General features: G+C 70.6%; 24 protein-coding genes and 3 pseudogenes. 12 read left to right on the forward strand and 15 right to left on the reverse strand.

Annotated features, from left to right (window positions below; translation table 11 throughout):
- Positions 1–16: 16 nt before the first annotated feature.
- From AB0B50_RS00800 to AB0B50_RS00815, 4 genes are all read right to left on the reverse strand, one after another.
- The gene (locus AB0B50_RS00800; RefSeq protein WP_362323488.1) at positions 17–784 is read right to left on the reverse strand and encodes a hypothetical protein; all 768 of its coding nucleotides are present in this window, start codon (positions 782–784) and stop codon (positions 17–19) included.
- 230 nt (positions 785–1,014) lie between these two features.
- On the reverse strand, positions 1,015–2,262 hold the full coding sequence (locus AB0B50_RS00805) for a hypothetical protein (protein WP_362323490.1): 1,248 nt from the start codon (positions 2,260–2,262) through the stop codon (positions 1,015–1,017).
- A 334-nt stretch (positions 2,263–2,596) separates the two neighbouring features.
- Positions 2,597–3,490, reverse strand: a complete 894-nt coding sequence (locus tag AB0B50_RS00810; RefSeq protein WP_362323493.1) for a TIGR03619 family F420-dependent LLM class oxidoreductase — start codon at positions 3,488–3,490, stop codon at positions 2,597–2,599.
- 71 nt (positions 3,491–3,561) lie between these two features.
- The gene (locus tag AB0B50_RS00815; protein ID WP_362323495.1) at positions 3,562–4,512 is read right to left on the reverse strand and encodes an SMP-30/gluconolactonase/LRE family protein; all 951 of its coding nucleotides are present in this window, start codon (positions 4,510–4,512) and stop codon (positions 3,562–3,564) included.
- A 22-nt stretch (positions 4,513–4,534) separates the two neighbouring features.
- On the opposite strand from AB0B50_RS00815, the pseudogene AB0B50_RS00820 reads away from it, so the two are divergent.
- The 3 genes and pseudogenes from AB0B50_RS00820 to AB0B50_RS00830 form a co-directional block, all read left to right on the forward strand.
- Positions 4,535–4,732: pseudogene (locus AB0B50_RS00820) on the forward strand (Lrp/AsnC ligand binding domain-containing protein); the annotation flags it as partial.
- A 31-nt stretch (positions 4,733–4,763) separates the two neighbouring features.
- Complete coding sequence (locus tag AB0B50_RS00825) at positions 4,764–5,390, forward strand: GrpB family protein (protein ID WP_362323498.1); 627 nt, start codon at positions 4,764–4,766, stop codon at positions 5,388–5,390.
- A 23-nt stretch (positions 5,391–5,413) separates the two neighbouring features.
- Entirely contained in the window at positions 5,414–5,845 is a 432-nt protein-coding gene (locus tag AB0B50_RS00830) for a histidine phosphatase family protein (RefSeq protein WP_362323500.1), read from the forward strand.
- Positions 5,846–6,115: 270 nt separating this feature from the next.
- Here AB0B50_RS00830 and AB0B50_RS00835 read toward each other — a convergent pair whose 3' ends face one another.
- The 3 genes from AB0B50_RS00835 to AB0B50_RS00845 all read right to left on the reverse strand — a co-directional run bounded on the left by AB0B50_RS00835 (position 6,116) and on the right by AB0B50_RS00845 (position 8,582).
- Positions 6,116–6,670, reverse strand: coding sequence for a type 1 glutamine amidotransferase domain-containing protein (locus tag AB0B50_RS00835; protein WP_362324990.1), 555 nt, complete (start codon positions 6,668–6,670; stop codon positions 6,116–6,118).
- A 62-nt stretch (positions 6,671–6,732) separates the two neighbouring features.
- Positions 6,733–8,058, reverse strand: a complete 1,326-nt coding sequence (locus AB0B50_RS00840) for an MFS transporter (protein ID WP_362323503.1) — start codon at positions 8,056–8,058, stop codon at positions 6,733–6,735.
- A complete protein-coding gene (locus AB0B50_RS00845) occupies positions 8,055–8,582 on the reverse strand; it encodes a GNAT family N-acetyltransferase (RefSeq protein WP_362323505.1) in 528 nt (175 codons plus the stop codon). Before AB0B50_RS00845 ends, AB0B50_RS00840 begins: the two co-directional genes overlap by 4 nt.
- Positions 8,583–8,608: 26 nt before the next feature.
- Here AB0B50_RS00845 and AB0B50_RS00850 point away from each other — a divergent pair, with 26 nt between their 5' ends.
- The 3 genes and pseudogenes from AB0B50_RS00850 (at position 8,609) to AB0B50_RS00860 (ending at position 11,607) form a co-directional block, all read left to right on the forward strand.
- Positions 8,609–9,130, forward strand: coding sequence for a CGNR zinc finger domain-containing protein (locus AB0B50_RS00850; protein WP_362323507.1), 522 nt, complete (start codon positions 8,609–8,611; stop codon positions 9,128–9,130).
- A gap of 127 nt (positions 9,131–9,257) precedes the next feature.
- Positions 9,258–10,655 (forward strand): annotated as a pseudogene (locus AB0B50_RS00855) (alpha-amylase family protein); the annotation flags it as partial.
- 79 nt (positions 10,656–10,734) lie between these two features.
- Complete coding sequence (locus AB0B50_RS00860; RefSeq protein ID WP_362323509.1) at positions 10,735–11,607, forward strand: LLM class flavin-dependent oxidoreductase; 873 nt, start codon at positions 10,735–10,737, stop codon at positions 11,605–11,607.
- Between the two features lie 92 nt (positions 11,608–11,699).
- Here AB0B50_RS00860 and AB0B50_RS00865 read toward each other — a convergent pair whose 3' ends face one another.
- On the reverse strand, positions 11,700–11,849 hold the full coding sequence (locus AB0B50_RS00865) for a hypothetical protein (RefSeq protein ID WP_362323512.1): 150 nt from the start codon (positions 11,847–11,849) through the stop codon (positions 11,700–11,702).
- A 1,123-nt stretch (positions 11,850–12,972) separates the two neighbouring features.
- Here AB0B50_RS00865 and AB0B50_RS00870 point away from each other — a divergent pair.
- Positions 12,973–13,272 carry a helix-turn-helix domain-containing protein gene (locus tag AB0B50_RS00870; protein WP_362323514.1) on the forward strand — a complete coding sequence of 100 codons (300 nt, stop codon included), beginning with the start codon at positions 12,973–12,975 and terminating at the stop codon, positions 13,270–13,272.
- Here the strand turns inward: AB0B50_RS00870 and AB0B50_RS00875 are convergent.
- A complete protein-coding gene (locus AB0B50_RS00875; RefSeq protein WP_362323517.1) occupies positions 13,242–13,934 on the reverse strand; it encodes a TetR/AcrR family transcriptional regulator in 693 nt (230 codons plus the stop codon). The two genes, AB0B50_RS00870 and AB0B50_RS00875, sit on opposite strands and share 31 nt — an antisense overlap.
- 18 nt (positions 13,935–13,952) lie before the next feature.
- Positions 13,953–14,894 carry an alpha/beta hydrolase gene (locus AB0B50_RS00880; RefSeq protein ID WP_362323519.1) on the reverse strand — a complete coding sequence of 314 codons (942 nt, stop codon included), beginning with the start codon at positions 14,892–14,894 and terminating at the stop codon, positions 13,953–13,955.
- Positions 14,895–15,148: 254 nt separating this feature from the next.
- On the opposite strand from AB0B50_RS00880, the gene AB0B50_RS00885 reads away from it, so the two are divergent.
- The 3 genes from AB0B50_RS00885 to AB0B50_RS00895 all read left to right on the forward strand — a co-directional run bounded on the left by AB0B50_RS00885 (position 15,149) and on the right by AB0B50_RS00895 (position 17,821).
- Complete coding sequence (locus AB0B50_RS00885; RefSeq protein ID WP_362323521.1) at positions 15,149–15,787, forward strand: HAD family phosphatase; 639 nt, start codon at positions 15,149–15,151, stop codon at positions 15,785–15,787.
- A gap of 118 nt (positions 15,788–15,905) precedes the next feature.
- On the forward strand, positions 15,906–17,072 hold the full coding sequence (locus AB0B50_RS00890; protein WP_362324993.1) for an acyl-CoA dehydrogenase family protein: 1,167 nt from the start codon (positions 15,906–15,908) through the stop codon (positions 17,070–17,072).
- Positions 17,069–17,821: an SDR family oxidoreductase gene (locus tag AB0B50_RS00895; protein WP_362323523.1), complete on the forward strand. Its 753-nt coding sequence runs from the start codon at positions 17,069–17,071 to the stop codon at positions 17,819–17,821. The genes AB0B50_RS00890 and AB0B50_RS00895 overlap by 4 nt, the downstream gene beginning before the upstream one ends.
- A 15-nt stretch (positions 17,822–17,836) precedes the next feature.
- Here AB0B50_RS00895 and AB0B50_RS00900 read toward each other — a convergent pair whose 3' ends face one another.
- From AB0B50_RS00900 to AB0B50_RS00915, 4 genes and pseudogenes are all read right to left on the reverse strand, one after another.
- Positions 17,837–18,313 (reverse strand): (2Fe-2S)-binding protein, encoded by a 477-nt coding sequence (locus AB0B50_RS00900; RefSeq protein ID WP_362323526.1) that lies wholly within the window; start codon positions 18,311–18,313, stop codon positions 17,837–17,839.
- A gap of 15 nt (positions 18,314–18,328) precedes the next feature.
- Positions 18,329–20,719, reverse strand: a complete 2,391-nt coding sequence (locus AB0B50_RS00905; RefSeq protein WP_362323528.1) for a molybdopterin cofactor-binding domain-containing protein — start codon at positions 20,717–20,719, stop codon at positions 18,329–18,331.
- Positions 20,720–20,807: 88 nt separating this feature from the next.
- Positions 20,808–21,398: pseudogene (locus tag AB0B50_RS00910) on the reverse strand (hypothetical protein).
- Positions 21,399–21,586: 188 nt separating this feature from the next.
- Complete coding sequence (locus AB0B50_RS00915; protein ID WP_362323530.1) at positions 21,587–22,309, reverse strand: transporter substrate-binding domain-containing protein; 723 nt, start codon at positions 22,307–22,309, stop codon at positions 21,587–21,589.
- 215 nt (positions 22,310–22,524) lie between these two features.
- On the opposite strand from AB0B50_RS00915, the gene pstS reads away from it, so the two are divergent.
- The gene (gene pstS / locus AB0B50_RS00920) at positions 22,525–23,679 is read left to right on the forward strand and encodes a phosphate ABC transporter substrate-binding protein PstS (RefSeq protein ID WP_362323532.1); all 1,155 of its coding nucleotides are present in this window, start codon (positions 22,525–22,527) and stop codon (positions 23,677–23,679) included.
- 245 nt (positions 23,680–23,924) lie between these two features.
- Positions 23,925–24,545: a LysE family translocator gene (locus tag AB0B50_RS00925; protein WP_362323534.1), complete on the forward strand. Its 621-nt coding sequence runs from the start codon at positions 23,925–23,927 to the stop codon at positions 24,543–24,545.
- A gap of 106 nt (positions 24,546–24,651) precedes the next feature.
- Here AB0B50_RS00925 and AB0B50_RS00930 read toward each other — a convergent pair whose 3' ends face one another.
- Entirely contained in the window at positions 24,652–25,863 is a 1,212-nt protein-coding gene (locus AB0B50_RS00930; RefSeq protein WP_362323536.1) for a cytochrome P450, read from the reverse strand.
- Between the last annotated feature and the right edge of the window lie 232 nt (positions 25,864–26,095).

Genomic DNA, 26,095 nt, shown 5'->3' on the forward strand with positions numbered 1-26,095 from the left:
CGACGCCGTCCCCGTCCTACCCCCGACACTCGCTCGCCCGGTGAACGGCTCCGCTGAGCAGATCGACGCGTTGCCCGTCGCCCTCCTTGAGGACGTAGAGGGTGCCGTTCCCGGGCGACCAGTTGCGGGGTACGAGGAAGACGCGGTCTCCGGAGACATGGAAGAGCCGCAGTCCGGCGTACTCGTACGCGTACTGACTTCCCTTCTCGGTGACCCGGCGGTAGCAGCTGCCGCCGCCGCGGATCATGAGGTCCTTCTTGCTGAAGACGACGACGGAGGGGAAGTCGGCGCGGACGGTCCGCTCGGTGAGTTCCGCGCGGCCGCGGCCGGCGATCTCCGCGTACGCGGAAACGGCCCAGAACAGCGACAGAACACAGATGAAGAGGGTGAGCCCCCACAGTCGCAGGTCCCTGCGTCCGCGGGTGCGGGCGTACGCGTTGAGCGAGAAGGCGGCGATCGCGGTGAGCGGCAGCAACAGGTCGAACAGCCATGGTCCGAGCGGATACAGGGGGACGAGGACGAGCGGCACCGCCCAGGCGAAGCGGAGCACGCGGACGGCGCGGGCGAGGCGTTCCGGTTCGCTCGTGGTCCAGCGGTGCAGCCCGAGCATGCCGAGGGCAACACCCGCCGCGAGCCAGGCGGGCACGTAGAGGGCGTCGACGCTGCGCAGCAGATAGTCGCTGGTGGAGAAGTGAAAGACGGTGTCCCGCAGCCCGAGCGCCTTGGCCTCGGCGTCGGTGCTGGCCCAGCCGAAGTAGAAGAGGACGGCGGTCAGAAGAGTCACGAGGGACCCGATGGCCCCCACGATCTCGACCCAGCCGAGCTTGGGGTCGAGGGTGGGAGGTGCGGGTGCCGGGGGTGAGGGCCGTGGGGAGTCGGGGTCGGGGTCAGGGGCCGGTGTCGGTGCCGGTTCCGGCTCTGGGGCTGGGGCTGGGGGCCGTGTCGGTGGGTGGGGCGGTTGTGGGGCCGGGGACGGACCCGGTGCGGGGTTCGGTCCCGTGGGCTGAGGGTCGGTCATGGGGCGCGTGGGGCAGGGACGGCAGCGATGGATGCACCGGAACCGGATGCTTCAGGGCTGGACGACACGGGGCTGGGTGTCGAAGGGCCCGGCGATGGCGGATCCGGTGAGGGCGGGTTCGGTGAGGGCGGGTTCGGTGACGGCGGGTCCGGTGAGGGCGGTGGGTCTATGCCGGTCCAGTCGAGGGTGAACGCGGACTTCTGGACGACCCTGGCGCCCTTCTCCGTCACGAGCGTCACGTCGATCACGGTCGGACGCCGGCCGCCGTAGCCCTCAGGCCCCGGCAGGTCGATGGAGATCGTCGCGTCCTTGCAGCACCTGGCCTTGTCCTCCTTGTCGCCGAAGGGCTCCACGACGACGGGGTCCGTCAGCTCCGCCGCGCTCAGTTCCACGGTCTCCGGCTGATCCGGCCACGTTCCGTAGAAGTAGGCCGACGTACCGGGGGCATAGCTGTTGTCCGAGGCGGTGATCTTGTTCTCGCAGGCCTCGGAACCCGACGCCGAGGGTCGGAGCACGACCTTTTCGTCGGGGTGCTGCCGGTAATAGCCGACGAAGCGCTGCAGCACCGCGTACGCCTCCCCGTCCTTGCACAGCTGATCCGTGCTGCCCGGCTGGTAGTTGGAGGCGCGCAGACCCTTCTCGGCCTTCGCCGCGATACCGAGGCCGTCGCTTTCGCCCTGCGCGGCCTTGCAGATGCCGCCCAGGCCCTCGATCACCTTCCAAGAGTCGGGCGACGCCTGGTTGCCGGTCTGCTTGGCGGGGTCGATGGCGGCGTTGTAGGCCTCCTGGCACTCGCCCTGCTGAAGCAGGTCGTACGCGCTGTCCGGTTCGAGTTCCTCGTCGGTGTTGGGCGACCTCGGCCCCCACGGAAGCCAGCCGGGTGACGTGCCGCTCCCGGTGTTCCCGGTCCCACTGCTCCCGTTGCCGTTCCCGTTCCCGTTTCCGCCCGGCTCCCCGTCCCCGCCGCCGGTCTGCCAACTCCCGTTCGACGTACCGCTGGACGTACCGCTCGACGAGCCGCCGCCCGAGCCTCCGCTCCCACTCGCACCGCCCGCGTCCCCGCCGCCGGCCCCCGCGCTCGTACCGCCGCCGTGGGAACCGCCGCTCCCACCGCCCTGCGCCCCGCCGTCGGGTGACGCGATCCCCCGTACCCCGAAGAACAACCCCACCACCAGGACGAACCCGGCGAGAGTGAAGGCCCAGCCCGGAAGCCGCACGGGTCCTGAACCGAAGCGAACAGCCATTAAGGCACCCCCGTTTCGCCTAGTGCACATCATGAGGCCGTGAGGGGGACGTCGGGTATCCCTTTGACCGCCTTCGGCACGCACCCGCGCGTACGGCGGTCATCCGGTGAGCTTCGAGTCGCACCTGCTGCCCGCGGACCGGCTCGCCATGTCTCCGGCGCGTAGATCCGAATGAGATGACCCGTGCGGCGTCCGCGTCCCTGCGCCTGGAAAGGCGGAACAGCGCAGGGACTTGGCGTATCCGTCCGCGAGTCGACATGTAGGTGCGCCGGCCGACACGTTCGTCCGTCAGCCAATACACGTTCGTCCGTCAGCCGACGCGGTCCGGCTGGATTCAGCGGAGCCGGTCGAGAACCTTGATGCCCAGTTCCAGCGCCTCGTCCGGCTCGCGCACGCACTGCTGGAGATCGATGAAGCCGCCGTCCGCGCCGGAGTCACGTATCCCCGCGACGACCGTGGCGATCTGCTCCGCCGTGGCTCCCGACGGCGGGTTGTAGCGGAGGAACTGGCGCAGCGCGTCGGGATCCCGGCCCGCGTCCTCGGCGGCGCGCCGGGCCGTGTCCCACAGCCCGGCGTGGACCTGCGGAGGCATGACGACACCGACCCATCCATCGGCCCGCCGCCCGACACGCCGCATCGCGGCAGGGCCGAACCCGCCCAAGTACACGGGCGGGCGCGGCTGTTGGACGGGCCGCAGACCGACGTGCGAACGGGGGATCGTCCAGTTCCGGCCCTCGTGCCCGAACTCCTCCTCGGTCCAGATGCCTTCGAGGATGTCGAGGATCTCGTCCAGGTGCGCGCCCCGCTTGCCGAAGTCGGCGTTGATCGCGGTGTATTCGTCGCGCATCCAGCCGATGCCCAGACCCGCGTCGAGCCTGCCGCCGCTGATCTGGTCCAGCGAGGTGAGGGTGCGCGCGAGGAGGATCGGCGGATACCAGGGGGCGTTGAGGGTGCTGGTGCCGAGGCGTGCCCGGCTCGTGGCCGTCGCGGCGACGGTCAGCACGGTCAGCGGGTCGAGGAATGTCTTGAATTCGGGCGGATAGGGGTTCTCGGGCGAGTGGCCCGGATACAGGTCGCTGGGTTCGACGGGGGTCAGGGAACGGTCGCCGGTCCAGAGCGAGTCGAAGCCGGCGTCCTCCGCGGCCCTGGCGAACCCGCCGATCGTGTGGGGCAGTGCGTGTGTGCCGTATTGGGGCAGGGCGATGCCCACGTCCATGCCTATGTTCATGGGCACATCCTGGGCTCAGGGGGAGGGAACTCCTAAGCGGCGCCCGCGCGACACGCGTGAAGCCCATCACATCAAGCCATGCTCCAAGGGCGGTGCCCCGGCCCGGTCGGATGGGCGCCGGTGACGGCCATGACGAGCGAGTACAGGCTCGTCTCGGCGGCGATGAAGAGGCGGTTGCGCTTGGCGCCGCCCCAGGAGATGTTGGCGACCGCCTCGGGGACCCCGAGGCGCCCGATCAACGTGCCGTCGGGGGCGTAGCAGTGCACGCCGTCGTTCATGGCGGCGACCCAGAGGCGGCCGCCGTCGTCGAAGCGGAGGTTGTCGGAGCGGGCGTCGGGCCGGGCGCCCGCGTCGGCGAAGACCTCGCCGTCAAAGAGCGTGCCGTCCTCGCGTACGTCGAAGACGCGGACGCGGTTGGCGCGGGTGTCGGAGACGAACAGTTGCCGCTCGTCGGCCGAGAAGACCAGGCCGTTCGGAGCGTCGAAGCAGTCGGCGACGAGCCGCACTTCACCGGTGTCCGGGTCCACGCGGTAGACGTTGTTGGAGCCGATCTCGCTCTCCGCGCGGTAGCCCTCGTAGTCGCTGGTGATGCCGAAGTCCGGGTCGGAGAACCAGATGGAGCCGTCGGACTTCACCGTCGCGTCGTTCGGGCTGTTCAGGCGTTTGCCCTCCCAGTGGTCGGCCGACACCGTGACCGTGCCGTCGTGTTCGGTCCTGGTCACGCGACGGTTGCCCTGTTCGCAGGTGATCAGACGGCCCTCGCGGTCGAGGGTGTTGCCGTTGGTGTGCCCGGCGGAGCGACGGAAGATCCCGACAGCGCCGGTCTCCTCGTCCCAGCGCAGCATCCGGTCGTTGGGGATGTCGCTCCAGATCAACTGCCGCCAGGCGGGCAGATAGATCGGCCCCTCGGCCCAGCGGCAGCCGGTGTACAGGACCTCCAGTTCGCCATCGCCGTTCATGCATCGACCCGTGCGGAACCGGTCGTCGAGCATCTCGTACAACGCGGGGCGCTCGCTGGTCATGGCAGGGATCTTCCCTTCAGTCGCCGCGCTCCCGGAGATCCTGGAGGCGCACGTCATCGCGGGCAGCGCCTCGGTGCTGGTGAAGGTCAGGGCCGCGACCACCGAGCAACTGCAGGACGCGCTGCGGCGGATCTACGCCATCGAGGGCGTCAGCGGGACGCAGGCCACGGTGGTGCTGGAGACGTTCTTCGAGCGACCGGTCTCCCCGTACGCCGTGTAACGATGGCCATCAGCCGCAGACAGGAGCTCCCATGTCCGAACGCCCCGAAGAGGAAGCCGCGCGCGTCCCCATGACCGCCGAGGAGATCGAGGCGGCCCACGTGGTCGCGCCGCCCAAGCTCAACGGCCAGGTCACGCTGCGGGAGTACGACCCGCGGTGGCCCTCACTCTTCGAGCGGGAGGCCGCCCTCATGCGCGAGCGGCTCGGCCACCTCGACCACCGGATCGAGCACGTCGGCTCCACGTCCGTGCCGGACCTGCCCGCCAAGCCGGTCATCGACATGCTCCTGACGGTGCCCGACTCCGGCGACGAGGCGAGCTACGTACCGCCCCTGGAGGACCTCGGCTTCACGCTCGTCATCCGTGAGCCCGAATGGTACGAGCACCGCGTCCTGCGCAAGCACGACCTCGCCCCGAGCGGCGAATCGGTCAACCTGCACGTCCTGCCCGGGGGTTGCGAGGAAGTCGTCCGCATGCTGCGCTTCCGCGACCGGCTGCGCACGGACACCGTCGACCGCGAGCTCTACGCCGACGCCAAGCGGTCGCTGTCCCAGCAGTCCTGGGAGTACATGCAGAACTACGCCGACGCCAAGTCCGAGGTCGTGGCGGCGATCCTGGAACGGGCGATGGCGGATGCCGATTCCGGGCCGGACGCGTAGGCGGCCTGAAGCAGGAGGTCCGCGTGGCCATCGAGATCGTCTACGAGACACACGCCACGACAACCGACAACGAAGCGGGCATCGCCACCGGGTGGCTGCCCGGCCGACTCTCGTCGGCCGGCCGCGGCCAGGCCCGCGAACTCGGCGAACGCCGCCGCGACGACGGCATCACCGCGGTTGTCACCTCCGACCTGCAGCGGGCCGTGGACACCGCACGGATCGCGTTCGCCGACTCCACGGTTCCCGTCAGCCACGACCGCCGACTGCGGGAGTGCGACTACGCCCTCGAACAGCGAGGGAAGGCTGCTGCCGCCTCGGACCGCCACGACGTCGTTGCCTTCGCCGCCCGTTACCTGCGCCGCCCGCTACCTGCGCGCCCTGGGTCGCGTGCAGCCTCGATCTCGATGTGGTCGTCCCCCTCCACGTCGTGTACCTGCCCTCCCGACTGGCCGTAGGGCTTGTGCCCGCCGCCGACCAGGGCGGTCCTGCTGGTCCCGGCGAGCACGCGGATGCGGTCGTCGCCCGCGCCTGTGTTGATCCTCGCGTCCTCCCCGGACACGGCCCGGCCGCCACGGCCGAATACGCGCTCCGGCGAACCTCGGGTGTTGTCGCGTCCGACGTGATGAGTACGAGGGGAAGGCATGCGGAGCGCCCCCCCCGCAGGGAGCCATGTCATGTGACAGAAGCGGCTTCGACCAGGTCGAGGGTCACGCTCCCCGTGGCGGTCACCGTGCCGCCCGTTCGGTCGACTTGCCGAACTCCGCGACGATCACCTCGCAGAACGCCTTGAGATCGTCCGGCTTCCGGCTGGTGATCAGGGTGTTGGAGCCGCCGTCGCAGATCGTCACCTGCTCGTCCACCCAGGTGCCGCCCGCGTTGCGGATGTCCGTGCGCAGGCTCGGCCACGAGGTCAGCGCGCGTCCCCGCACCACGTCCGCCTCGATGAGCGTCCACGGGGCGTGGCAGATGGCCGCGACCGGCAGGCCCAGGTGGAAGAACTCCTTCACGAAGGCCACGGCCCGCTCGTCGAGGCGCAGGACGTCAGGGTTGGCGACGCCGCCGGGCAGCACGAGCCCGTCGAAGTCGATCGCCCTGGCCTTGTCGACCACCTCCTGGACAGGGAAGGTGTCCGCCTTGTCGAGGTGGTCGAAGGCCTGAACTCGTCCGGGCTCGGTCGACACCAGCACGGCTTCGCCGCCCGCGTCGCGCACGGCCTGACAGGGATCGGTCAGCTCGATCTGCTCGACGCCCTCGGGCGCCACGAGAAATGCGATGCGCATGGGCATGAGAGGGGTCATCTCCCTTTCCTGGCTGGTCTCACGCGGGCTTCTGTGCGTGTTGGTCACGCGTACTTCTGCGGGCGTCCTTGTGCACGTGAGGCGTGTTCTTGCGTATCTGAGCCCGGGTGCCCTGGTGACCGTGGATCTAACGTCAGGACGAGCGCCGCCGCCGTCAGCGCCGAAAGGACGCCCCAGGCCGGGGTGAAACCGTGCGTGAGGTCGATGAGCAGGCCGAGGGCGGGCGGGGCGAGGACGATGGCGATCTGGTTCACGGACATGGCCAGGCCGAGCGCGAACCCGGTCCTGCCCGGCGGGGCCGATTCGGCGACGTACGCGACCCACGGGCCGTACCAGCCGAGTCCGAAGAAGCCGAGCCCGACGAAGACGACGCAGGCTGCCGTGGGGGAGTGGCCCAGGGGTGTCATCAGCGCGACCGTCCCCGCGGTCACGGCGACGAGGCACGCCCTGACGGAGGCGTAGCGCCCCGAGGTGGCGCGGTCGCTCCAGGCCGCCAGGCAGATCCGCCCCGCCACCCCCGCACCCTGCGCGGCCACCAGGACGACGGCCGCCGTGTCCGCGTCCACGGACGCCGTCCTGTGCAGGTGCAGCACGGTCAGGACGCCTACGCCGTACTGCACCGAGATCAGGCTCGTACCGGACAGCATGATCCGCGCCATGGACGGTTCGCGCAGCATCCGCAGCCGCTCGCGGAGCTGCGTCGTGAGCGGGATGGGCGGCCCGCCGCCGGTGCGGGTGGTGCCGTGGGGCGGTCTGCGGTGGAAGGCCATGAAGACACCGGCACCAAGGAGTGCGACGAGCCCGCCGGCCACGAGCGCGGACCGCAGGCCGTACGCCTCCGCGAGGACCGGCAGCGATGCCGAGGCGAGCGCCGCGCCCAGCGGCAGCCCCGCCTGGCGGATGCCCATGGCGAGGCCTCGCCGGGACGGGGCGAACCACGCCGCCACCGACTTGCTTCCGCCGGGCTGGACGGTGCTGTAGCCCGCGCCGACGACCAGCATCACCAGGAGCAGGGAGGCGTACCCCGGCGCCGCGCTCCCCACGAGCAGGCCCGCGCCGACCACGCACGCACCCGCCCCGACGACCCAGCGCTCGCTGTGGCGGTCGAGCAACGCACCGGCCGCCGACAACCCGATCAGCGGCACCAGTTGGGCCGCCGAGAGCAGCAGGCCGAGCTGCGTCGTACTGAGGTGCAGATCGCGCTGGAGGTGGAGGCCCAGCGCACCGACCCCCTGTACGAAGAAGGCCGCGGCGGCCTGGGTGAAGGTGGCGATGCCGAGGACGACCCAGCGGTACGCGGTCCCGGACGACGGCTCGGGCAAGGACGCCGACGCCGACGCCGACGTCGACGTCGACCGGTCGCCCCTCACGGGCGCCAGTACAGCGCGGGGTCGGGGTGATCGACGAACCCCAGGTCGCGATAGAGCGGTTCACCCTCGTGGGATGCGTACAGATCCACGCGGGAGACCTGTCGTATGCGGAACCAGTCGAGGAGTGCCCGCACGATCGCCCGACTGTGGCCGCGCCGCCGGTACGCGGGGTCCGTGACGACGCCGATCACATGCCCGACCCGGCCGTTGAGGTTGTGCGGGCCGGGGAACCACTGCTCGACCGTGCCCATGCCACAGGCGGCGAGGCCGTGTTCGCCGTCCACCACCACGATGTGCGCGTCGCCCGACGCGAGCTTCTCCTCGAGGACCGCGGCGAGGGAGTGTCTCCAGTCGTCGCCTGCCGACGCGGGGTTGAAGTAGTCGCCGCCCAAGTCCTCGAAGAGCAGGGCCCGTAGACGCACCAGCTCCGGTAGGTCGTCGTTCGTGGCATGGCGTACGTCGCGGAAATCGCCGGGGAGTTGAGCGGTCGACGGCGTGGAGAGCTGTCCGGTGGGCTGTGTCATGGCGATCAGCCTGCTGTAATGAGCTTATGCACCTCAACCCTTACGGCGGCGATGCCGTGAACCTGGCCGCGGACCTGGCCAACCGCCGCCCGACCAGCGCCGAGGAGCTCGCGGACCGTTGCCGCGCCGCCGGGCTGACGCTGGAGCGCCCGGTCACACCGCGCGATCTGGACCGCACCCATGCCGCCCTGGACGACTGGGAGAAGGTCGTCGACGCCACCGACGAACACGAGCGCGCCCAGCTGATCAACGGCATGATGGCGGCGGCCGCGGCCTACCCTCGGCTGACCGACCACGCGGGCGACGGCTGGCACCTGCACTACCGCGACGACCGACAGCCGCTGGGTGCCCTGTTGTTCTCCCTGTTCTCGGTCGGCACCGCACTCCACCTGGTGGGCCGTGGCATGCACAGGCTGCGGCGGTGCGACGTGACCGAGTGCGCCATGATCTTCGCCGACACGTCCCGCACGGGCCGCCGCCGATACTGCTCGCACCGATGCGCCAACCGCGACGCCGTGCGCCGGCACCGGGCGCGGGCGGGGCACTGACGGGGGCGGTGCGGGAAGGGTTGACCGGGGTCCCGGGGGCGCATACCGTCCCGGTTCGCAAGTTCTTGCAGATTCAATCTGCAAGAAGCTTCATGTCCCCTCATCGTCTCCCCGCACTGGAGGCCCCGTGCCCGGCCCGACGACCAGAAGCCGCAGACCCGTTGCCGCGACGCTCGCCCTCGCGGTGGGTGTCCTGGGGAGCCTCTTCGCGACGGCCCCGCCGGCGGAAGCGGCCCCGCCCGGACAGAAGGACGTCACCGCGGTTCTCTTCGAGTGGCGCTTCGACTCGGTGGCCACGGCGTGCACCGATCGACTCGGCCCCTCCGGCTACGGGTTCGTGCAGGTGTCACCGCCCCAGGAGCACATCCAGGGCGGCCAGTGGTGGACCTCGTACCAGCCGGTCAGCTACAAGATCGCGGGACGGCTCGGTGACCGCGCGGCCTTCAAGAACATGGTCGACACCTGCCACGCCGCCGGCGTCAAGGTGGTAGCGGACGCGGTGATCAACCACATGTCCGCAGGATCCGGCACCGGCACCGGCGGCTCGTCGTACACCAAGTACGACTACCCCGGCATCTATTCGGGTGCCGACATGGACGACTGCCGGTCGCCGATCGACAACTACGGCGACCGCGGCAACGTACAGAACTGCGAACTGGTCGGTCTCGCCGACCTGGACACCGGCGAGGACTACGTGCGCGGCCGCATCGCCGCCTACCTCGACGACCTGCTCTCGCTGGGCGTCGACGGCTTCCGGATCGACGCCGCCAAGCACATGCCGGCCGGTGACCTCGCCGCCATCAAGTCGCGGCTGAGCGACCCGGGCGTCCACTGGAAGCAGGAGGCCATCTTCGGCGCGGGCGAGGCCGTCTCGCCGAGCGAGTACCTCGGCAACGGCGACGTGCAGGAGTTCCGCTACGCCCGCGACCTCAAGCGCGTCTTCACAGGCGAGAAGCTCGCCTACCTGAAGAACTACGGCGAGGGCTGGGGCTACATGACCTCGGGCAAGTCCGCCGTCTTCGTCGACAACCACGACACCGAGCGCGGCGGCGACACCCTCAGCTACAAGGACGGCGCCAGCTACACACTCGCCAACGTCTTCATGCTCGCCTGGCCGTACGGGGCGCCCGACGTCCACTCCGGCTACGAGTTCACCGACCGGGACGCGGGACCCCCCAACGGCGGTACGGTCAAGGCCTGTTACTCCGACGGCTGGAAGTGCCAGCACGCCTGGCCCGAGATCTCCCGCATGGTCGCCTTCCGCAACGCCGCACGCGGCCAGGGCGTCACCGACTGGTGGGACGACGGCGGCAACCGGATCGCCTTCGGGCGCGGTGACAAGGCGTACGTCGCGATCAACCACGAAGGATCGTCGCTGACCCGCACCTTCCAGACCTCCCTGCCCCCGGGCGACTACTGCGACGTCCAGTCCGGCAGGCGCGTCACCGTCGATTCCGCACGGCGGTTCACCGTCACCCTCGGCACCGACACCGCCGTCGCCCTCCACGTGGGCGCGAGGACGTGCGGGACGTGACAGCCGAATCCCGTCGGCGGCAGCCGAATTCCGGTTGATCGCCCGCGAGACGAGGAGGTAGGAAGGCGCCATGACGACTCTCGGTGTGGTGTTCCGGCCTCAGCTTCCCCCCGAGCGCCTGCGCGACATGGTGCGCACGGCGGAGGACGCGGGTCTGGAGGAGTTGTGGCTCTGGGAGGACTGCTTCCTGGAGAGCGGCATCGCCAGTGCGGCCGCCGCCCTCGCCTGGTCGGAGCGGCTGCGTGTGGGCGTCGGGCTGCTGCCCGTCCCGCTGCGGAACGCCGCCCTCACCACGATGGAGGCGGCCACCTTGCACCGGCTCTTCCCCGGCCGGGTCATGCTGGGTGTCGGGCACGGCGTACAGGACTGGATGGGGCAGGTGGGCGCACGCGTCGAATCGCCGCTCACCCTGCTCCGCGAGCATCTCGACGCCATGCGGGCCCTGTTGGCGGGCGAGCGCGTCACGGCCCGGGGACGGTACGTCCACCTCGACGACGTCGCTCTCGACTGGCCGCCCGCCTCGGCCCCCGCGGTCTACGCCGGGGCGCGCGGGCCCCGCTCGGTCCGGCTCACCGGGGAGGCCGCGGACGGCACCATCCTGGACGCGAGCATCCCGGTGGAAGGGGTACGCAAGTCCCGTCAACTCATCGACGAGGGACGGAAGTCGGCAGGGCGCACCGGTGCGCACCCCGTCGTGGTCTACCTGCACGCCGCGACCGGCCCCGACGCGGCGGAGCGGCTGCGCGCCGAGATCAGGAACGACGGCCGGGGCGACGTCCCCGGCCTCGGGGCCGCCGGAGACGCCGAGGACGTGGCCAAGGCCGTGCGGCGGCTCGCCGAGGCGGGGGCCGACACGGTCGTCCTGCAGCCCACGGCCGACGAACCGGACCCCGAGGGGTTCGTCCGCTTCGTCACGGACCACGTGAAGCCGCTGCTCTCCTGAGCCGCGAAACGGACGTCACGCCTCGTAGAGCAGCCACGTCAGGACCAGCATCGTCTCCAGGCGGTCCTCGGCGCTCGGGAGCGCCCCGTCGGTCAGCTGACCGCGTCGGTGTAGTGCAGCAGTCGGGCCGCGACCTCGGACGTCATCTCCTCGACCGCCGCGGGCAGATGCGGGCCGAGGAGTCTGCGCAGTTCCTGCGGGCGGGGCGCGGGATCGTGGCGGTGCGCGAGTGCGATGGTCATGGGCGTTCTCCAACAGCGGCGAGCGGCTCTGGTCCGGGGCAGGGACCCGGCGGCTCGTAAGCGTGCGTGCGACCGAGCGGTACGCGCCAGATGTACGGGGCGCGCGGGTCCGGAGAATGTCACGCGGATTACACTCCGCCTCCGCACACTCACCGGTAACTGCTGGGAAAAAAGCCAGAGTTGACAGCTGCCGACCTTCCTCTGCCGAGGGCGCCGTGGAAGGAGCTGCCCGCTGCCCTCGCCCCGGTCCTGCGCTCCCGGATCGAGGAGTCGACCACCGACATGGTGCAGGCCATCCACCGGGAGATCCACGGCTACCGGCACCCGGCAGGATCCGCGGTCGGGCGGGACCTCACGGTGGCCGTGCGCCTGGCCGCCACCCAGTTCGCCGAGCTCGTCGAGGACCCGGACGCCCCGCAGGACCACTACGCGCCCGGCTTCCGGCGGCTCGGCAGGCTGGAGTTCCTCAGCGGGCGCGGCCTGGACGACCTGCACGCCGCCTACCTCATCGGGGCGCGCGCGGCCTGCCGCGGCTATGTCGCCGCCGCACGGAACGCGGGCCTGCCCGGCGACATCGCCGTCCCCCTGAGCGAGGCCGTACTCACCCACGTGCACGCCATGGCCAAGGAGTCGGCCAAGGGCTTCGAGGAGGCACGGGCCCGCTCCGGCGACGAGGTGCAGCGCAACCGCCGCACGCTCGCGGGCCGCCTCGTCGAACGGCGGCCCGACCCGAGCGGCGAACCCCTGACCCACCTCGCGCGCCGCGCCGAGTGGCCGCTTCCCGCCACGCTCGCCTGCGTCGCCCTGCGTTCCCCGGCGGAGGTGTACCCGGAACTGCCGGGCCTGGACGGCGACGTCCTCACCACGTCCCGCGGCGGCGAACTCCACCTGGTCGTCCCCGCGTCCGGCGGCGAGCTCCGGCTGCGGCAGCTGCGCGCGGTCCTGCACGGCCGCGGCGCGGTCATCGGCCCGGCCGTCCCGCCGGAGAAAGGCGTGGGTCTCGCTGTACTGCGCCCGCCTCGCCCTGCACCGGCTGCCGGGCCCGGCAGCCGCCACGGACACCGGGGCGCCGGTCACGGCGGCGGACCATCTGGGCGAACTGCACCTGCTGGGCAGCGCGCACGTGGGCGAACTCCTCGCCGAGCAGTCCCTCGCCCCGTTGCGCGCCCTCCCGGAGGGCAAGGCGGAACGCCTGGCGGACACGCTCGACGCCCTGCTCATGTCCGCGGGGCGCACCGCTCCCGAGGTGGCGTCCGCGCTGGGCATCCACCCGCAGACGGCCCGCAACCGCCTGCGCCGACTCAACGACCTCTTCGGCAAGGGGCTTTCGGACCCGATGTTCCGCCTGGACGCGCTGATCGCGCTACGGACCCGGGCCCTGCGCGCCCGGGATCAGTCCTCGACGTCCGGATCCTTGAGCTGAAGCCCGTTCTCCCAGATCCTGTTGAGCGTCGTGACGAGCCGCTCGTACGGAACGCGCTGGCCGAGCACGAACACCATGTACGCCATGCGGCTGACCATCACGGACAGGGCGTGCGCGGTCACCAGGGGATCCAGGCTCGTGTCGGCCCTGCCGCTCTCCTGCAGCGTGCGGATCAGCTTGGCGTTGCGCCGGGCGAAGGCGTTGCCGCGCTCGATGCGCAGCGCCATGAACTGCTCGTCGATCTGGGCGACTTGCTCGAAGAGCGCCATGAGGCGGGCGTTCTTCTTGTACGCGCGCAGATACTCGCGGTTGGAGGCGTCGATCAGCTCGCGCGGGTCGGTGATGCCGGTGCGCTCGCGCAGGTGCGGGTGGAGCATCTCCTCCTGCACCTGCTCGACGAGCGCCTGGAAGATCTCTTCCTTGCTGTTGAAGTACGTGTAAAAGGACCCGGAGGCGACATGGGCCGCCTTGGAGATGTCCGTGATGCGGGCGTCCAGATACCCGTCGCGCTCGAAGACCTCACGGGCGGCCGCGATCAGGGCGTTGCGGGTCCTGACGCCGCGCGCGCTGCGGGGTGTGATCGGTTGCTTCTGGCCGCCGTCTGCGGCCGGGGCCTGGGCAGCCACTGCGATCCATTCGCTGTCGTTCGAACTGTACGTCACCGGTGGCAGCGGATGTTATCAGCCGACCTCGGAGAGGAACTTCAGGAGAGCGGCGTTCACCTCGTCGGCACGCTGCTGCTGGACCCAGTGGCCCGCGCCGTCGAGCACGACGTGGCCGCGCGGGTCGGTGAGCATCCGGTCGAGGTCCTTCGCCGGCATGAACTGCCCGACGGGGTCCCTTGAACCGGTGAGATACAGCGAGGGCTGGGTGACGACGCGGTCGGCGAGGTGCTCGGTGAGCGTCCAGTTGCGGTCCAGGTTGCGGTAGTAGTTGAGGCCTCCGCCGAAGCCCGTCTCCTCGAACGTGTCGACGTAATGAGCCAGTTCGTCCTCGTCCAGCCACGGAGGGAGCGTCAACTGCTCGTCGTCGTGCTCGGGCCAGGTGGCGGTGAACATCTCCCTGGTGACGATGGTCCTGCGGACGTTCCTGCTCAGGGCGGCCTCGGCGACGCCGGGCTCCTGGAACCACACCATGTAGAAGTCGTCGCCCAGGCGCCCCCGCAGAATCGGCAGCGGCGGCGCAGGGGCCCGCGGCGTGACCGGCACGCTCATCCCGGCCACCGCGCGTACCCGCTCCGGATGGGCCAGGGCCATCTGCCACACCACGGCGGCGCCCCAGTCGTGCCCGACGAAGACGGCGTCGTCCGCACCCACGGCGTCGAGGAGCCCGGCCAGATCACCGCAGAGCGTCAGGATGTCGTACGCGTCGGGGTCGGCCGGACGTGAACTCCCGCCGTAGCCCCGCATGTCGGGGACCAGGACGCGATACCCCGACTTCGCCAGCGCGAAGAGCTGGTGCCGCCAGGAGAACGCCAGCTCGGGGAAGCCGTGGCACAGCACGACCGGGGGCCTGCCCGGCCGTTCGTCGCCGTGGTCGAAGACGCGGAGCGTGATGCCGTTCGTCGCGACATCGCGCGTCGCGACGCGGTTCCACTCGGCGATCGGGATGTGTGTGGTCATGGGCAGAACTCCTGTGATCCGCAGGTGGGGTGCGGGGAACTCGCGCTGGCGGAGGCCGTGTTGGAGGCCGTGTCAGAGGTTGTTTTGGAGGTTGCTTCAAGGTACTGAACTTGACGTTGGGTTCAAATGTACAGGGCCCCCTCGGTGACAGCATGCAGGGCGGAGTGCAAACCCTTGAACCTGAATCCGGATTCAATTATGTTGACGGGACCCGAGGCGAGTGAAGTCCCCGAGGCGAGTGAAGGTGTCAGGCGATGACTGAGACGCGTACGCGCAGCGCGGTCCTGTTCGACTTCGGCGGGGTGCTGACCACGAGTGTGGTCGCCGCCTTCGAGGAGCTCGGCGCCGAACTGAGCGCGGAACCCAGGCTGTTGCTGCGGCTTCTCTCGAAGGACGAGGAGAGCGCCGCGCTGCTCGTGGCGCACGAGGAAGGGCGCATCGGGGAGCGGCAGTTCGAGGACGGCTTCGCGGCGCGGCTGAGGGCGCACGGAGTGGCGATCGAGGGCCCCGGCCTGGTGGACCGCCTGCAGGGCAAGCTGCGCCAGGACCCCGAATCGATCGCCCTCGTGGCGAAGGTGCGGGCCGACGGGCATCGCGTGGGGCTGCTCTCCAACTCCCTTGGCGACAACTGTTACGCGGGCTTCGACCTGCCCGCGATGTTCGACGCCGTGACGGTGTCAGGGGAGATCGGCGTGCGCAAGCCGTCGCGCCGCGCGTACGAGATCGCGTGCGAGCGCCTCGGCGCACGGCCCGAGGACACCGTCATGGTGGACGACCTGCGCCAGAACATCGCGGCGGCCGAGCGGCTGGGCATCGCCGGAGTCGTGCACCTTGACGCGGCCACGACGGCCGCGGAGCTGGCGCGCCTCCTGGCGCCGACGCCCGGCGCGTGAGACCCAGACCCCGGGCCAAGACGTGAAACCCGGACTCCGGACCAAGACCGTGGGAGGACGACCTGTGTTCGACGTGACCGACAGGGCCAAGGAGTACCAGGAGAGGCTGCTCGCCTACATGGACGAGCACATCTACCCCGCCGAGGAGGTGTACGAGGCGCAGATGGCGGAGTCGGGCGATCCGCACTTCCACCCGCCGGTCCTGGAGGAGCTCAAGGCCGAGGCGAAGAAGCAGGGCCTGTGGAACCTCTTCCACCCGCACCCGGAGTGGGGACCGGGCCTGACCAACCTGGAGTACGCGCCGCTGGCCGAGATCATGGGCCGCAGCGCGCACCTCGCCCCCGAGGCCACCAACTGCAACGCGCCGGACACCGGCAACATGGAGGTCCTCACGCTCTTCGGCACCGAGGAGCACAAGGAGAAGTGGCTGGGGCCGCTGCTGGCCGGTGAGATCGCCTCCGCGTTCGCGATGACCGAGCCCGCGGTCGCCAGCTCCGACGCCCGCAACATCGAGATGCGGATGGTGCCCGACGGCGACGACTACGTCCTCAACGGCCGCAAGTGGTGGACCTCCAACGCCCTGCACAAGAACTGCAAGGTGCTCATCGTCATGGGCAAGACCGACCCGGACGGGCCGAGCCACCGCCAGCAGAGCATGATGGTCGTCCCGCTCGAAACGCCGGGCGTCACGGTCCTGCGCGGCCTGCCCGTCTTCGGCTACCAGGACCGCGAGGGCCATGCCGAGGTCCTCTTCGAAGACGTACGCGTCCCGCGCACCGCCCTCCTCGCGGGCGAGGGCGACGGCTTCATGATCAGCCAGGCGAGGCTCGGCCCCGGCCGCATCCACCACTGCATGCGCACGATCGGCATGGCGGAACGCGCCCTGGACCTGCTGATCGACCGCGCACAGTCGCGCACCACCTTCGGCGCGCCCCTGGCGGACCGGTCCAACATCCAGGACTGGATCGCCGAGTCCCGCATCGAGATCGACATGGCGCGCCTGCTGACCCTCAAGGCCGCGCACCTGATGGACACCGTCGGCAACAAGGAGGCCCGTACGGAGATCGCCGCGATCAAGGTCGCCGCGCCACAGGCCGCGCTCAAGGTCATCGACCGCGCGATCCAGGTGCACGGCGGCGCGGGCGTCAGCGACGACTTCCCGCTGGCTTCCATGTACGCCCACCTGCGCACCCTGCGTCTGGCCGACGGCCCCGACGAGGTGCACAAGCGCACCATCGCCCTGCGCGAGCTGCGCCGCCGCGAGACCGAGCGGGCCGCGCGATGAGCGCCCCGCTGGACGGCAAGGTCGCCGTCGTCACGGGCGCGTCCCGGGGCATCGGGCTCGCGGCGGCCGCGGCCCTGCGCGACCGCGGCGCACAGGTCGTGGTGACCTCGCGCAGCGAGGAACGCGCCAAGGAGGCGGCCGCCGAACTGGGCGCGGGCGTCGCGGGCTTCGGAGCCCACGCCACCGACGAGGCCGCCGCCCGCGCCTGCGTCGACCACGTCGTCGCGACGTACGGCGGCCTCGACATCCTGGTCAACAACGCCGGTACGAACCCGGCGTACGGCCCGGTCGTCGACCAGGACCACGCGCGCTTCGCCAAGACGATGGACGTCAACCTGTGGGCACCGATCCTGTGGACGTCGCTGGCGGTGAAGGCGTGGATGGGCGAACACGGCGGCGCCATCGTCAACACCGCCTCGATCGGCGGCCTTTCGGTGGCCCAGGACGTCGGCATCTACCACGTCTCCAAGGCCGCACTCATCCACCTGACCAAGCAACTCGCCCTGGAACTGGGGCCGAAGATCCGGGTGAACGCCATCGCCCCCGGCGTCGTCCGCACGAAGCTCGCCGAGGCACTCTGGCAGGAGAACGAACAACGCGTCGCCGCGGCCACCCCCTTGGGCCGCATCGGCGAACCGGAGGACCTGGCGGAGGCGGTGGCGTTCCTCGCGGGGGACGGGGCGCGCTGGATCACGGGCGAGACGCTGGTCGTGGACGGGGGACAGCTTCTCGGGGGCGGGCCGTTGTGAGCACGGCCCGCCGGGTCACATCTTCTTCGCCCCCGCCCTGATCGCATCCCGAATCCGGTTGTACGTCCCGCACCGGCAGATGTTGCGGATCTCGTCCAGGTCGGCGTCCGTGATCTCACGGCCCTCGGCCGCCGCCTGGCGGACCTTGGCGACCGCCGTCATGATCTGGCCCGGCTGGCAGTAGCCGCACTGGGCCACGTCCAGGTCGAGCCAGGCCTCCTGCATGGGGTGGAGGTCCTTGCCGACCGTGGCGGGCAGGCCCTCGATCGTGGTGATCTCGTCGCCCGGCGCGATCTTGGCCACCGGGACCGAACACGGGTTGAACGCCTTGCCGTTGATGTGCGACGTACACGCCTGGCAGACGCCGAGGCCGCAGCCGTACTTGGGGCCCGTGACGCCCAGGAGGTCGCGCAGGACCCACAGGAGGCGTACGTCGTCCTCGGCCTCGACGGTGATGCGCTCGCCGTTGAGCTTGAAGGTGTGGCTTGCCATGGAGGGTTCGGCTCCTCAGAAGGCGCGGTCGAGACCGTCGGTGGGGGACTGGGGCGTGGAGGGCTCGCGGGGGAGCGGGTCGAAGCTGATCGTGCCGTGGTTGATCGGGAAGCTCGTCGGCAGGGTGCCGGTGGCGCGCGCGTACGCGCAGGCGATGGCGGCGAATGCCGGCGCCACCCCCAACTCGCCCGCTCCGGCCGGTTTTTCGCTCTTGCTGGGCATGACGACCACCCGCAGCTCCAGCGGCGTGTTCCACTGCCTCGTATAGAAGTAGTTGTCCCAGCTGCCCTCCAGCGGGAGGCCGTCCTCGATGTGCAGGCTGGAGGTGAGGGCCATGGCGAGCGCGTCGTTGAAGCCGCCCATCATCTGGGCCTCCAGACCGCGGGGGTTGATGGCGAATCCCGCGTCGACGACGATCAGCGCCTTGGTGACGCGCGGCCCCGTCACCGCGTCACGGATCTTCCGGTTGACGGTCTCGGGGCGGCAGTCGATCTCGACGAGCGTGGCGACCGCGCCCCGGTACTCCGCGTGCAGGCCGATGCCCTGCGCCATTCCCGCGGGCAGCTTCTTGCCCCACTCGCCTTCCTCGACCGCCCTGTCCAGGACGGCGCGCAGCCGCTTGTCCTTGAGGAACGAGCGGCGGAACTCGACCGGGTCCTTGCCCATCTTCGCGGCGAGCTGGTCCACCACCAGCTCTCGGGCGCAGGCCACGTTCGGCGAGTAGATGTTGCGCATGCTGCCCGTGTTGAACTTCAGCGGCACCTCGTTGAGCAGCTGCGTGGTGACACCGAAGTTGTACGGCGTGGACTGCGTCAGCTGGAAGATCGTCTCGGCGAACGTCAGATTGCCCGCGACGGGCAGCTTCGCCGCCGCCGACGTGATCATCTCGCCGAGTCCGTGGCCGAAGTCGGTCTGCGAGCCGGTGTGCCGCTGCTCGTAGCTGAGAACGTTGCCGAGTCCGTACGTGGCGCGGATCCGCGAGACGCACATCGGATGCGTGCGCCCCTGACGGAAGTTGTCCGTGCGCGACCAGGACAGCTTGACCGGCTTGCCCATCTTCTGCGAGATCTCCGCGGCCTCGGCGGCCACGTCGTGGAAGAGGTGCCGGCCGAAGGAGCCGCCGCCCTCCACCACGTGCACGGTCACCGCCTTGTGGGGCAGGCCCAGGCGGGCGGCGATGTCCTGCTGTGCCACGATCGGCACCTTGAGGCTCGACCAGATCTCGGCACGGTCGGCGCGGACGTCAGCGATGGCGTTGTCCGGCTCCAGCGGGCTGTTGCTGGCGAACGCGAAGGTGAACTCGGCGTCGAACTTCTTGGTGAGCAGGGGCGGCACGACCATCGGCAGCGCCGCCGCCTTGATCTTGCGCAGGACGCTGTCGTCCGACTCCTTGTCCACGGTGCCCCGGCCCCAGGTCACCTCCAACGCCCGCAGTGCGTCGATGCATTGACCGAACGTCTCGCCGCGCACGGCCACACCGTGCTCGATGGTCGCGACATCGGTGATGCCGGGCATCTTCAGGACCGCGTCGGCGTTGTGGACGGCCTTCACCGTGCCGTTGATGGTCGGCGGGCGGCGCACCATCGTCGGCTTGGCGTCGGGCACGTCGTGGTCCATACCGAACTTCTTGCGGCCGGTGACGATCTCCAGCGCGTCGATGCGGTTGCGCGGCGTGCCGAGGACCGTGAAGTCCTCGCGGGACTTGAGGGGCGCCGAGGCCGCGCGGACCTTGGCGCTCGCGGCCTTCTCGGCGAGCGAGCCGTACGTGGCGCTGCGCGCGGACCCGTGCCTGATCACGCCGTCCTCGGCGGTGAGTTCGGACGCCGCGACACCCCACTGCGCCGCCGCCGTCGCGAGCAGGCGGTGCCGTGCGACGGCCGCCGCGGTGCGCACCGGCAGATACATGCTGCGCATCGAGTTGGAGCCGCCGGTGAACTGGTTCATCAGCAACTCGGGCCGGGCGTCGGCGAGATCGACCCGTACCTTCTCCAAGGGCAGGTCCATCTCCTCGGCGATCATCATGGCGACGGCGGTGGTCATGCCCTGGCCCACCTCCGCGCGGGGCACCGCGAACGAGGCGGTGCCGTCGGTGTGCACCTGGATCGTGATCAGCCCGGAGGTCGGCGCGGCGACCAGGTTCTGCAGATCGCCGAGGTCGAAGAGGTTCTCCGGCTGCGGCGGCGAGGGCACGGCGGCCTCGGCCTCCTGCCCGGCGACCGTGTCCGCGCCGAAGCGGACGCCGACGGCGAGGGTCGGGGCGGCGAGGAGGTACGCGAGCACTCTGCGACGGCCGGGGCCGCCGGGCGCGGACGGCTCGGGTTCCCTCTCCGTCCCAGGCGCTGTCTCCGCGTCCCTCTCCGCCTCCGCCTCCGCCTCCGCCTCCGCCGAGGAGCTGGGTTCTGTCATGGGGTGGTCCTTTCACGGCCCGAACGGGAGTGACAAGTGTGGCGTGTCGTACGTCGTGAGGCGCACGTGTGGCCGATAAACGTCCACGTCAGGCCGGTGGTAGCCGTCTCACCAGACGGGCCAGAGGGGAGCAGGCCATGACCACGGGGGACAGCGCGAGCCCGGCCGCGGTCGCCGCCAGCCCGACGCGCAGCCCTCACGCGTCCGCGAGGAAAGCCCCGGGCAGCGAACCGAGCGGAGTCAGCCCCATGCCGACGAAGTTGACCGTCTGGCCGAAGGCGCCGAACACGAAGTTGATGCCCATCAGCAAGGCGACGGTGACGGCCGAGGAACCGTACAGCGCGGGCACACAGAGCATCACCCCGTCGGCGAGCGCGGCCGAGCACACCAGCACCCTGCCGTACCCGACCTTTCCCGGCCCCTTCCCGGCAGCCACGCCGACAGCGGCGACCCCACGACCGCCCCCGACCCGCGCCGCCGACCTGCTGCCCTCCAGCGCACTGTTTCCCTGAGCCAGCTGATCGCGTCTCACCAGCCGTACGAGTCAGGCCTGATACGCGACGTCGAAGACCCCGAGTCGACCGTTCCCGGCATCGAGCGTCAGCACGGCGATCAGCGGCAGGACGACGAGACCGGCCTGCTCCCCGCACTGCGAGGCGCTCTGACCTGCCCGGAGCAGACGGAAATCACGTTCGTGGAAGAGGGATGGCGCAGGAACCCCTGGAGGAGAGGCGGGAAGGAAGGGCTCGCTGTGCCGCGCATCAGGGGCAGCACGCGATGACGGGTCGTACGAGCTGATACGTCAGCGCGTGCCCATGCGTCCGGGTGTGGCGACCAACTCCTCGCAGGGGACGATCTGTTGGAGGACTACGCGGGCGGGGCGGCCAGTGTCTCCGCCTGTCCCGCACGCCGCAGCGAATCCGCGACGAACCCGGTGGCCTTCAGCTCCTCCACGACCTCACGGAGGAAGTCGACGGTCTCGGGCGCGCGGCTCCTGGTCGTGCCCACCGCCTGCCGGATCTGCATGAACCGGTCCTCGATCAGCCGCAGTTCGGGGTGCTCGGCGACGTACGCGGTCAGCGGCTGCCGGATGCCCGCCGCGACCTCCAGCTTCTCGTCGCGGAACACCTGGACCCCCTCGTCGCCCCGCACGACGCTCGCGTCGCGCAGCGTGCGGGTGAGGAACAAGTCGTACGCGGAACCGCGCTTCACGCCGATCCGCACACCGGCGCGGTCGACGTCGGCGGACGTGGTGAAGGGCGCGTCGTGGGGCACGGCGTACACGCCCTCGATCACGACGTACGGCGCGGTGAAGGCGACCTCGGCCTCGCGGGCCGGCTCGACCGCGAGGAAGCACAGGTCGGCCTGGCCCGAGGCCATCGCCTCGTACGACTTGCGTGCCGCGTCGAAGCAGAGGAGTTCCACGGGGACGCCGAGGCGTGCGCCGATCTCGCGCGCGATGTCGACCGTGATACCGGCCGGGGCGGCGGGCGTGCCCTGCGCCAGAACGGGGTTGCCGAGGTTGATGGAGGCTCGCAGCACGCCAGTTGGTGCCAGGTCCTCGATGACGGAAGTACTCGCGATCTTCATGGGGCGGAGTGTAGGACACGGTGTTCGAGGCCCGCCCGGCCGTTCACCCTGCGCTTCCTCGCGACTACCTCTCGGTTCCCGTACGTCAGTGCGTCTACGGATGTTCGCCTCCTGGTCACCCGCCGACGCCCTGCATCGACGATCATCTGAGGCTGTCACTCAAGAACATCCGTAGAACTTCCGCGACGCGTTCGCGGCACCCCGAGGGGACAACGTTGCAACGCCGACGTCCAGGACGTACGTACCAAAGCGGGAAGACGCTCGCGGCGGCCTCACTGACGGCCCTGCTGTCGCTGTCGCTCACGGGATGCGGCCTCGTGGGCCTGGGGGACGACGACGGGGAGAGCGACGACCGCGCCTCGGCCGGGTCCGCCACGGTCGCGGGGATCGACTGCGCGAGGTCGGGCAAGGTGCAGGGCACCGGATCGAGCGCCCAGCAGAACGCGATGAAGCACTGGATCAAGCAGTACCAAGGCGCCTGCCCCGGCGTGCGGATCGCCTACAACCCCATCGGATCCGGGGCCGGCGGCGCGCAGTTCCTGCGCGGAGCGACCGCGTTCGGCGGCTCCGACAGCGCGTTGAAGCCCGCGGACGTCGAGAGCTCGAAGGACGTCTGCCGGGGCGGACGGGCGATAGACCTGCCCATGGTCGGCGGCCCCATCGCGATCGGCTACGACCTGCCCGGCGTCGAGGACCTGGTCCTGGACGCGCCGACCATCGCCAAGATCTTCGACCGCCGCATCACCATGTGGGACGACGCGGAGATCGCGCGCCTCAACCCGGGCGCGGACCTGCCGTCGATGCCGATACGGCCCGTGCACCGGTCGGACGACTCGGGCACCACGCAGAACTTCCAGGCCTTCCTCGCGGGCGCCGCGCCCGAGGTCTGGAACCACCCGGTGGGCAAGGCCTGGCAGGGCAGGGGCGGCGCGTCGGCGAGCGGATCCAGTGGTGTGGCCGCGGAGGTGACCTCGGGCTTCGGCGCGATCGGCTACTTCGAGCTGTCCTTCGCGCGGGCCCACGAGATCAAGACCGTCGCCGTCGACACGGGCGCTCCCGCCCCCGTCGAGCCCACGCCCATCACGGCGTCGGCAGGCATCGCCGAGGCCCAAGTCGCGGGCAAGGGCAAGGACATGACCCTGAAGTTCCGCCACGACACGAAGACCCCGGGTGCGTACCCGATCGTCCAGGTGACCTACGAGATCGTCTGCGACAGGGGCAACCAGAAGGAGACCCTCCCCGCGCTCAAGTCGTTCCTCACCTACACCGCGAGCGAGGCGGGCCAGAAGAACCTGTCGCGGCTGCACTACGCGCCGCTGCCGGAATCCGTCGCGGGACAGGTGCGGGACGTGGTGCGCACGCTTTCCTGACGTACGGCATCGCTCGACGTACGGCGTCGGTACCAGGGGAAGAGCGAGCAGACCCAGGACATCGGATCATCGCCTCACCGCTCACCGCCCCATCGATTCAGAAGGTCGGGCCCACGGGAGTCACTCCAGCCCGAGGCGGAAGCCGTGCCCGGACGTCCCGCACGAGCGCCGCGGCCCGGCCGGACAGGTAGCCGGAGCCGGACCCGCCGTCACGGAGTGATCCCGCCCGATGTGAGACTGCCTCTATGTTCACGCAGATCATCGCGGCGACGGGCGTGCTCGCGCTGCTGACAGTGGTGCCGGGGCCCGACATGGCCGTGGTGACGAAACGGGCCGTGGGTGCGGGGTGGCGCGACGGGCTGCGCACGGTCGGCGGGATCACCGCCGGGCTCCTGGTCTGGGGCGTGCTGACCGTGGTCGGCCTCGCCGCCGTACTGGCCGCGTCGGCGACCGCGTACACGGCCGTGAAGCTGCTCGGCGCGGCTTACCTCGTCTTCCTCGGCGTACAGGCCCTGGTGAAGAGCCGCAGGAGCGGGCAGCCGGTCGCTGTCGCGAGCCCAGCGGCGACCGGGGGCAACCCGTGGCGGACCGGCCTGGTCAGCAATGTGCTCAACCCGAAGATCGCGGTCTTCTACACCGGCCTGCTGCCCACCCTCGCGCCCCGCGAACTCCCCTCGCACCTGGGCATGGCCCTGCTCGTCCTCCTCCACGCGGCCCTCACCCTGATCTGGCTGGGCGGCTATGTGATGGTCCTCGCCAAGGCCCGCGCCTTCTTCGAGAAACCGGCGGTGCGCCGTGGCCTGGACCGCGTCACCGGAGTCGTCCTGATCGGCTTCGGCCTGAAGGTCGCGGCGGCCGACGGCTGAGACCCGCCCTCCGTCAGCGCTCGGTCGTGCGCCAGTCCGGCCGGCGGCTCCCGAACCCGCCTGCCGCCCGACGGCTCCCGAAGAAGTCGGCGGCTTCCCGCGCCTCCTACTCCTCGCCCCAGGCGACGGGGAGTTCATGCACCCCGAAGATGTTCATGCCTGTGCGCAGCGGTACGTCCTCGGGCGCGACGGCGAGCCGCAGCGTCGGGAAGCGGGAGACCAGGGCAGGGAAGGCGACCCGCATCTCGACGCGGGCCAGCTGCTGGCCCAGGCACTGGTGGATGCCGTGGCCGAAGCCCAGCTGGCCGCCGGCCTCGCGGCGCAGGTCGAGCACGTCGGGATCGGGGAACTTCGCGGGGTCGCGGTTGGCGGCCTCCATCGAGACGGCGACGCTCTCGCCCTTGCGGATCAACTGCCCCTCCACCTCGACGTCCTCCAGCGCGGCGCGCAGCCCGGCCCGGGCGATGGTCGCGTACCGCATCAGCTCCTCGACCGCGCTGTCGGTGAGCCCGGGGTCGTCGCGCAGCGCGGCGAACTGGTCGGGATGGCGCAGCAGCGCGAAGGTGCCGAACGCGATCATGTTGGTGGTGGTGTCGAGCCCCGCGCCGAGCAGGAAGCCGCCGATCCCGGACAGTTCCTCGCCGCTGAGGTCGCTGCGGGTCAGGTCGCTGAGCAGGTCGTCGGTGGGGGTGGCCCGTTTGTCGAGGGCCAGTTCGTGTATGTACGCCTGGATCGCCTCCATGGCGGTGATCCGCTCCTCCGTGGTGGAGCTCAGCTTCATGGACGTCTCGATGTGCTGCTGGAACCTGTCCTGGTCGGCGTAGGGAACTCCGAGGAGCTCGCAGATCGTCAGGCCGGGGATGGGGCGCGCGTACGCCTCCACCAGGTCGAGGACCGGTCCCTGCCGCTCCATGGCGTCGAGGTGGTCCGCGGCGATCTGCTCGACGCGCTCGGTGAGCAGCCGCATGCGGCGCACGGTGAACTTGCCCATGAGCAGCCGCCGGTAGCGGGTGTGCTCGGGTGCGTCGATGCCGGTGAGGTCGCCGACGGGGGCGGGCGCCATCTCGCCGGTCGTGCCGACGTCGACCGGCATGTGCTGCAGTTCGTAGCGGGAGCTGAAGCGTGCGTCGCGCAGGATCGCCCGGACCGCGGAGTGCCCGGTGGCCAGCCAGCCGAGGTGTCCGTCGGGGAAGCGCATCCGCGCGAGCGGCCGCTCGTCGCGCAGCTGCCCGAGAGCGGTGGGCGGATCGAAGGGACAGCCCTCGGGGCGGTCCGTCGGCAGGCCGTCTACGGGATCGTTCGTCAGTTCGTGCTGCATGGTGTCCCTCCGGTGCGGGAAGTGCCGTGACGCCAGCATGGCACGCAAATGACGCCATGATGGGCCAAGTTGGCTCGTCATGGCGTCAAAGTGCCCCCGGTGTGCGCTGGATTGGCGTCACTGCGAGGCGGAGGGCGTGCTGGGGCCGGGGGAGGTCCGGCGACAACTCCTCTGCGAGCAGGGGAGAGAGTCCGAAAGTGATCGGCGTCAGGCGGCGTCGGGCAGCGTCACG

Origin of the sequence: Streptomyces sp. NPDC041068 (assembly GCF_040647455.1) — a bacterium.
In the GTDB taxonomy this organism is placed as follows: Bacteria; Actinomycetota; Actinomycetes; order Streptomycetales; family Streptomycetaceae; genus Streptomyces.